Source organism: Streptomyces sp. NH27 (genome assembly GCF_056859195.1).
In genome coordinates, this window is sequence record NZ_JACEGK010000503.1 from 1 (window position 1) to 5,970 (window position 5,970).

Annotated in this window: 4 protein-coding genes; all 4 read right to left on the reverse strand. The window is 74.2% G+C overall.

Annotated features, from left to right (window positions below):
- Nucleotides 1–100: 100 nt before the first annotated feature.
- On the reverse strand, nucleotides 101–1,684 hold the full coding sequence (locus tag AC13HU_RS30445; protein ID WP_483045196.1) for a (Fe-S)-binding protein: 1,584 nt from the start codon (nucleotides 1,682–1,684) through the stop codon (nucleotides 101–103).
- A gap of 148 nt (nucleotides 1,685–1,832) precedes the next feature.
- Entirely contained in the window at nucleotides 1,833–3,005 is a 1,173-nt protein-coding gene (locus tag AC13HU_RS30450; RefSeq protein WP_483045197.1) for an FAD-binding oxidoreductase, read from the reverse strand.
- Between the two features lie 145 nt (nucleotides 3,006–3,150).
- Nucleotides 3,151–4,620 (reverse strand): FAD-linked oxidase C-terminal domain-containing protein, encoded by a 1,470-nt coding sequence (locus AC13HU_RS30455; RefSeq protein ID WP_483045198.1) that lies wholly within the window; start codon nucleotides 4,618–4,620, stop codon nucleotides 3,151–3,153.
- Between the two features lie 511 nt (nucleotides 4,621–5,131).
- Complete coding sequence (locus AC13HU_RS30460) at nucleotides 5,132–5,668, reverse strand: hypothetical protein (protein WP_483045199.1); 537 nt, start codon at nucleotides 5,666–5,668, stop codon at nucleotides 5,132–5,134.
- Nucleotides 5,669–5,970: the final 302 nt, after the last annotated feature.

Sequence of the window (5,970 nt, forward strand, 5' to 3'; positions counted from 1 at the left end):
CCACCTCCCTCACCCCTTGCCCCTTACTCCGCCGATGCGTTCGGCGGCCGCACCCTCTCTCACCGGGCGCGCCCCACCGATGGCCCTCGCGGCCCACGGATCAGGGCGTGTTGCCCGGGGGTGGGTCCGGAGGTGGCGCCGCCGGCGCAGGCGCGGCCGTACGGATGCGGCGCGCTGAGGGGTGCACGGGCAGCGGGGTGCCGGGGCCGTCCAGGGCGCCGGCGAGGAGGCGTTCGACGGGGATACCGCGGATCGCGGCGTCCAACACCTGCACGGTGTGGGTGACGGGCATCCGCTCGCCCATGCCGGCGAGCGTGCCGGCCACCTGCATCCAGCAACCCGGGTTGGCGGTGACCATCAGCCGGGCCCCGGTGGACAGCACCGCGCGTGCCTTGCGCTCCCCCAGTTCCCGGGCCGGTTCGGGGTGCAGCAGGTTGTACGTACCCGCGCTGCCGCAGCAGATCTCCGCCTCGGGCAGCTCGCGCAGCTCGATGCCGGGCACGCCGCGCAGCAGCCGGCGCGGCTGGTCGCGTACGGACTGGGCGTGCGCGAGGTGGCAGGCGTCCTGGTAGGCGACGGTGAGCGGCAGCGGGTGGCGGGGGGCGACCGGGCCGAGCTCGTCGAGGAGTTCGGTGATGTCGCGAACCTTGGCCGCCAGCGCCTCGGCCCGCGCCGGCCAGTCACCGCCCTCGTCGCGCAGCAGGTGACCGTACTCCTTGAGCTGGGAGCCGCAGCCGGCCGCGTTGACCACCACGGCGTCGACGTCCGCCGCCTCGAAGGTCTCGATGGCTTGCCGGGCGAACCGCACCGCCTCCGGGACCCGCCCGGCGTGCGCGGACAGCGCCCCGCAGCAGCCCTGCCGGCGCGGTACGACCACGTCGCAGCCCTCGGCGGTCAACACCCTTACGGTGGCGGTGTTCACGTCGGGGAAGAAGGTGCCCTGGACGCAGCCGGTGAGCAGGCCGACCGTACGGCGTCGGGTGCCGGTCGCCGGCGCGTGCTCGGGCAGCGCGGGCGCGGGTCCCAGCTTCGGTGCCAGCGCCTCCATCGCCCGTAGCTCCGCCGGCAGCCGGCGCAGCAGCCCGAGGCGGGCGAGCAGGCCGCGCAGCCCCGAGGACTGGTAGGCGCGCAACGGGCCGCGCAGGACGCGCAGCCGCCGGGGGTACGGAAAGAGGCCGTAGACCAGCGCACGGATCAGGCGTTCCCGGCGCGGGCGGGTCGTGTGGCGCTCCAACTGCGCCCGGGTGGCCTCGATCAGCTTGTCGTACTGCACACCCGACGGGCAGGCGGTCACGCATGCCATGCAGCCCAGGCACTGGTCGAGGTGGCGCACGGCGGCCGCGTCGAGAGCGTCGCCCTCCAAGCCGCCCTTGATGAGGTCGATCCGCCCGCGCGGACTGTCCATCTCCTCGCCCCACAGCACGTATGTGGGGCACGTCGGCAGGCAGAAGCCGCAGTGCACGCAGTCGCCGGCCAGTGCGGCGTCCGGCGGCTGACACCCGTCGAACGCGCCCCCGGGCAGCCCGAATCCGGGCATTCCGAGGCCGACCGTCGCCGCGTCCGCGCTGGCCGCGACGGTGGCCCCGAGCGGCGCCGATGGAGCGGGGGGAACGGGCGGAACGGGTGCCGGCGGCGAACTGGGGTGCGCTGCGCCCGGGTTCTCGGGCGGCGGTGTGGTGGTCATCGGGCTCCTCCCGGCAACGGCCTCGGCGCGCCCGACAACCCGCTCACGGGCACCACGCCACTCCACACGCCGGACGACCACAACGAGGTCGGCCGCACGGCAGGCGGGTCGAGCCGATCCGCAGGGACGGGGAAGGGGGCGGTGGTCATCACAGTCCTCCCAGAAGTCGCCCCGGGGAAAGGCGTCGTGAGGGGTCGAAGCGGTCCTTGACGCGGGTCATCAGGGTGAAGGCGTCGCCGGTCGGTCCCCAGTGGTCGAGGGCCGGGCGGAGGGCGGGGTCGGCGGCGAGCACCACGGCCGAGCCGTCGTAGGGGGCGAGGGCGGTGCGCAAGGCGGCGAGGTCGGTGCCGGCGGGCACGGCCGCGTACGCCACGCCCACCGCGGCCGAGGCGGTGCCGGAGGCGCCCGGTGGCAACGCGTCGAGCACATGGGGTAGGGCAGCGGGCGCGAACGCCAGCCGCAGCACCAGCGGTCCGACCGGCCGCACGCCGAACCACGCGGGCGGCACGTCGCCGAGGACCGCGGCCCGGCCGTCGTCGGCCTTGTCGGCCTCGTCGGCGAGCAGCGCGGCGCAGCGGGTCGCCTGGTCGCGGACCGAGGCCGGGATGCTCTCGAAGAGGGCCACGAGTTCGCCGGTGGTGGTCGACTCGCCGCGCTGCCAGCGCAGTTCGAGGGCGGTCGGGGTGAGCGTGGAGCGGGCGATACGGGCGGCGAGCCGGCCGGCCCGCGCGCTGCCGTCCACCCGGGCAGTGACGGTCGTGGCGGCCGGCGGCAGCGGGTGCAGCCGCCAGGTGGTGGAGGCGACGACGCCGAGGCCGCCGTGCGCGCCCGTGTGGATCTTGCCGAGGTCGTAACCCGCGACGTTCTTCACCACTTTGCCGCCGGAACGGGCGACGGTTCCGTCGGCGAGCACCACGGTGATGCCGATCAGCAGGTCGCGCACGGTGCCGTAGCGCAGCCGGCGCGGCCCGGAGGCGTTGGCGGCCACGACACCGCCGAGCGTGGCGCCCTCCTCCGGCGGGTCGAGGGCCAGCATCTGTCCGTGCTCGGCGAGTTGGCGTTGCAGGGCGGCCAGTGGCACGCCCGCGTCGGCGACGACCACCAGGTCCCCGGGGGCGTACTCGGTGATCCGGTCCAGCGCGGTGGTGCGCAGCAGCAGGTCGCAGGAGGTGGCGGGCGCGGCCCAGCCGGTCTTGGTGCCGGCGCCGACGGGTACGACGGTGCCGGTCGTGGAGCGCAGCAGCTCGGCCAGCTCGCCGACCGAGCCGGGCGCGACCGAAGCAGGCCCGGCAGCACCCGGCTCGGCCCCGGCCGGCGCCACGGAAGCCGGCGCCCCGACACCCAAATCCGCGGAACCCGGCTCCGCGGCACCCAAATCCGCGTAGCCCGGCTCCCCGGCGCTCGGCTCCGCGGAACCCGGCTCCGCGGAACCCGGTTCTCCCGCAACGGAGTTGGCCTCGCCCATCTCAGAACACCTCGCCCAGCGCCGCGTCACGGACCTCGTCCTCGGCCGCCGTCCGCACCCCCGGCCGCTCCCCGCACAGCCGCGGGGTGGGGAACTGCTTGCCGGGGTTGGCCAGCCCCGCCGGGTCGAAGGCGCAGCGCAGCCGGTGCATGGTGTCGAGGTCGTCCGCGCTGAACTGCGCGGTCATCTTGGACTTCTTCTCCACCCCGACGCCGTGCTCGCCGGTGATCGACCCGCCGGAGGCCACGCACAGGTCGAGGATGGCGAACCCGAGCTGCTCGGCGGCGTGTTCGGCGCCCTCGACCTTGTCGTCGAAGAGGATCAGCGGGTGCAGGTTCCCGTCGCCGGCGTGGAAGACGTTCGCCACGCGGATGCCCGCCGCGTCCGCCAACCGCCCTACCTCGTCGAGGACTTCGGGAAGCTTGGTGCGCGGGATCACGCCGTCCTGGACGTAGTACGCGGGGCTGATCCGGCCGACCGCGGCGAACGCGGACTTGCGGCCCTTCCACATCAGCGCGCGTTCCTCCGCGTCCCGGGCGATGCGGGTCTCGAAGGCGTGCCGGGCGGCGGCGATCCGCTCGACCTGGCGGAACTGCTCGTCCACCTCCACCCGGGGGCCGTCGAGTTCGATCACGAGGACGGCGACCGCGCCGCGCGGGTAACCGCAGCGCACCGCCGCCTCGGCGGCCTCGATCGCCAGCGCGTCCATCATCTCGACGGCCGCCGGCAGGATGCCCCCGGCGATGATGTCGCTGACCGTGCCTGCCGCGTCCGCGACGCTGTGGAAGCCGACCAGCATGGTCTGTACCGACTCCGGTGCCTGGACGGTGCGGACGGTGACCTCGGTCGCGATGCCGAGGGTGCCCTCGCTGCCGACGAAGGCGCCCAGCAGGTCGAAACCCGGGTGTTCGGGGGCGGTTCCGCCGAGGTGCACCACCTCCCCGTCGGACAGCACCACTTCGGCGCCCATCACGTGGTTGACGGTGAAGCCGTACTTCAGGCAGTGCGCGCCGCCCGCGTTCTCGGCGACGTTGCCGCCGATCGAGCAGACCTGCTGGGAGGACGGGTCGGGCGCGTACGCCTGGCCGTAGGGCGCGGCCTCGCGGGTCACCCACAGGTTGATCACGCCGGGTTCGACCACCACCCGGGCGTTGTCGGGGTCGACGGAGCGCACGGCCCGCAGCCGGGAGAGCACGATGAGGACGCCGTCGGCCACCGGCACCGCGCCGCCGGACAGCCCGGTGCCCGAGCCGCGCGCGACGAACGGCACGCCCGCCTCCGCGCACAGCCGTACCGCCGCGACGACGTCCTCCCGCCGCTCGGCCAGCACCACGACCGAGGGGCGGACCCGTACGGTGGCCAGCCCGTCGCATTCATAGGTGCGCAGTTGGGCGGGGTCGGTCAGCACCTTCGCGGCGCCGACGGCGGCGCGCAGTCGAGCGGCGAGCGCGCCCGCCCGCTCGGCGCTCACAGTGCCCCCGCCGCGTACGGGACGGCGGCGCGGACGGTCCAGCGAGTTGACGACACGGATTCCACCAGTCGGTAGGTTCCTATCGGATGGTGGAAACCATGCGCGTGCCGTCGCGAGCGTGTCAAGAGCCCGGCCCACGCAAACCGCCCGCCCCGCCGCGCGTAAGACCGCCCGTAAGGCCGCCCGTAAGGCCGCCCGTACAGCCGCACATCGCGGGCACGGCCACGGCGCAACGGGTCCTTCGTACGGTGCGACGGTCAGCCGTAACCGAGTTGGGAGCCTCGTGTCCGCACTCGCGCCCGCGCCCGGTCCACGGGTGGACGCCGAGCAGGCGCAGGCGCATACGGTCTGCGCGTACTACGGAACGGGCCGCAGGATCATGCTGGACATGGCGGCCGGGCGGACGAGCGGCGCCGACCCGTCAGGGCGTCCGGCGACAAGGAGCACCCGGCGCCGTGCCCCCGCCGGGTGCCCTGCCTGCGCGGAACATCATCGCGGAACATCATCACTGTCAGTTGAGGCTCTGCGTCGCCAGTGCGTAGTCCTCCGCCTGGGAGGAGGTGAGCGCTTGGGAGACACGGATCAGCGAGTTGCCGACGAAGTAGTGGTACTCGCCCGCACTCGCGGAACCCTGGGCGCCGGTCTCGATCGACTTGGCGCGGGTGTGTGCCTGTGCGGAGGTCGCGAACGTCTCGACGCTGCCGCCGCGCACGATCGCGTCGGACTTGGTGCCCTCGACGTCGGCGGGCTGCACTCGGGAGTCGGAGAACGCCACCTTGGACAGGTAGTTATGTGCCTTGCCGAGCAGGTGGTCCGGGTCGGTCGCCGCCGTGTACACGACCGTCGTCGTCATGGTGGACACCCTCTGCTCCAGTGTCGACGCCACCTGTTCCGCCGACGTCAGCCCGACCGCGACCGGCTGTTGCGAGGTAGTTGCCGCACTCCCCCCGCTACCACTCGACGAGCACCCCGTGAGCAGTGCGCCGACGGCGATCACCGCCACGGCAGCGCTGATACCGGTGGTGCGGAAGGTGGTGCGGATGCGCATGTTTCCCCCAGATCGGGACGCGAGGGGCACACCGTAACGCCGCCCTTCCGGTTCCGAGAGCCTCGGGAAGGCATCCGGTCAGTCAAGACCTGATAACGGGCCCGCCTGACCGCCGCCGGACCAGGGCCCGCCGACCGACGGCCTACAACCGACGACCGACGGCCCACGCCACAGCGCCCCACCTCGTCGGCCCACCTCGTCGGCCCGCTCCGCCGGGCGGCCCGGCCGCGGGCGAGGGAGAGCGGCGCCGCCAGCGAGCAGGGCACCCGGGACCACGCCCCGCCGCACCCCGACACCGCCCC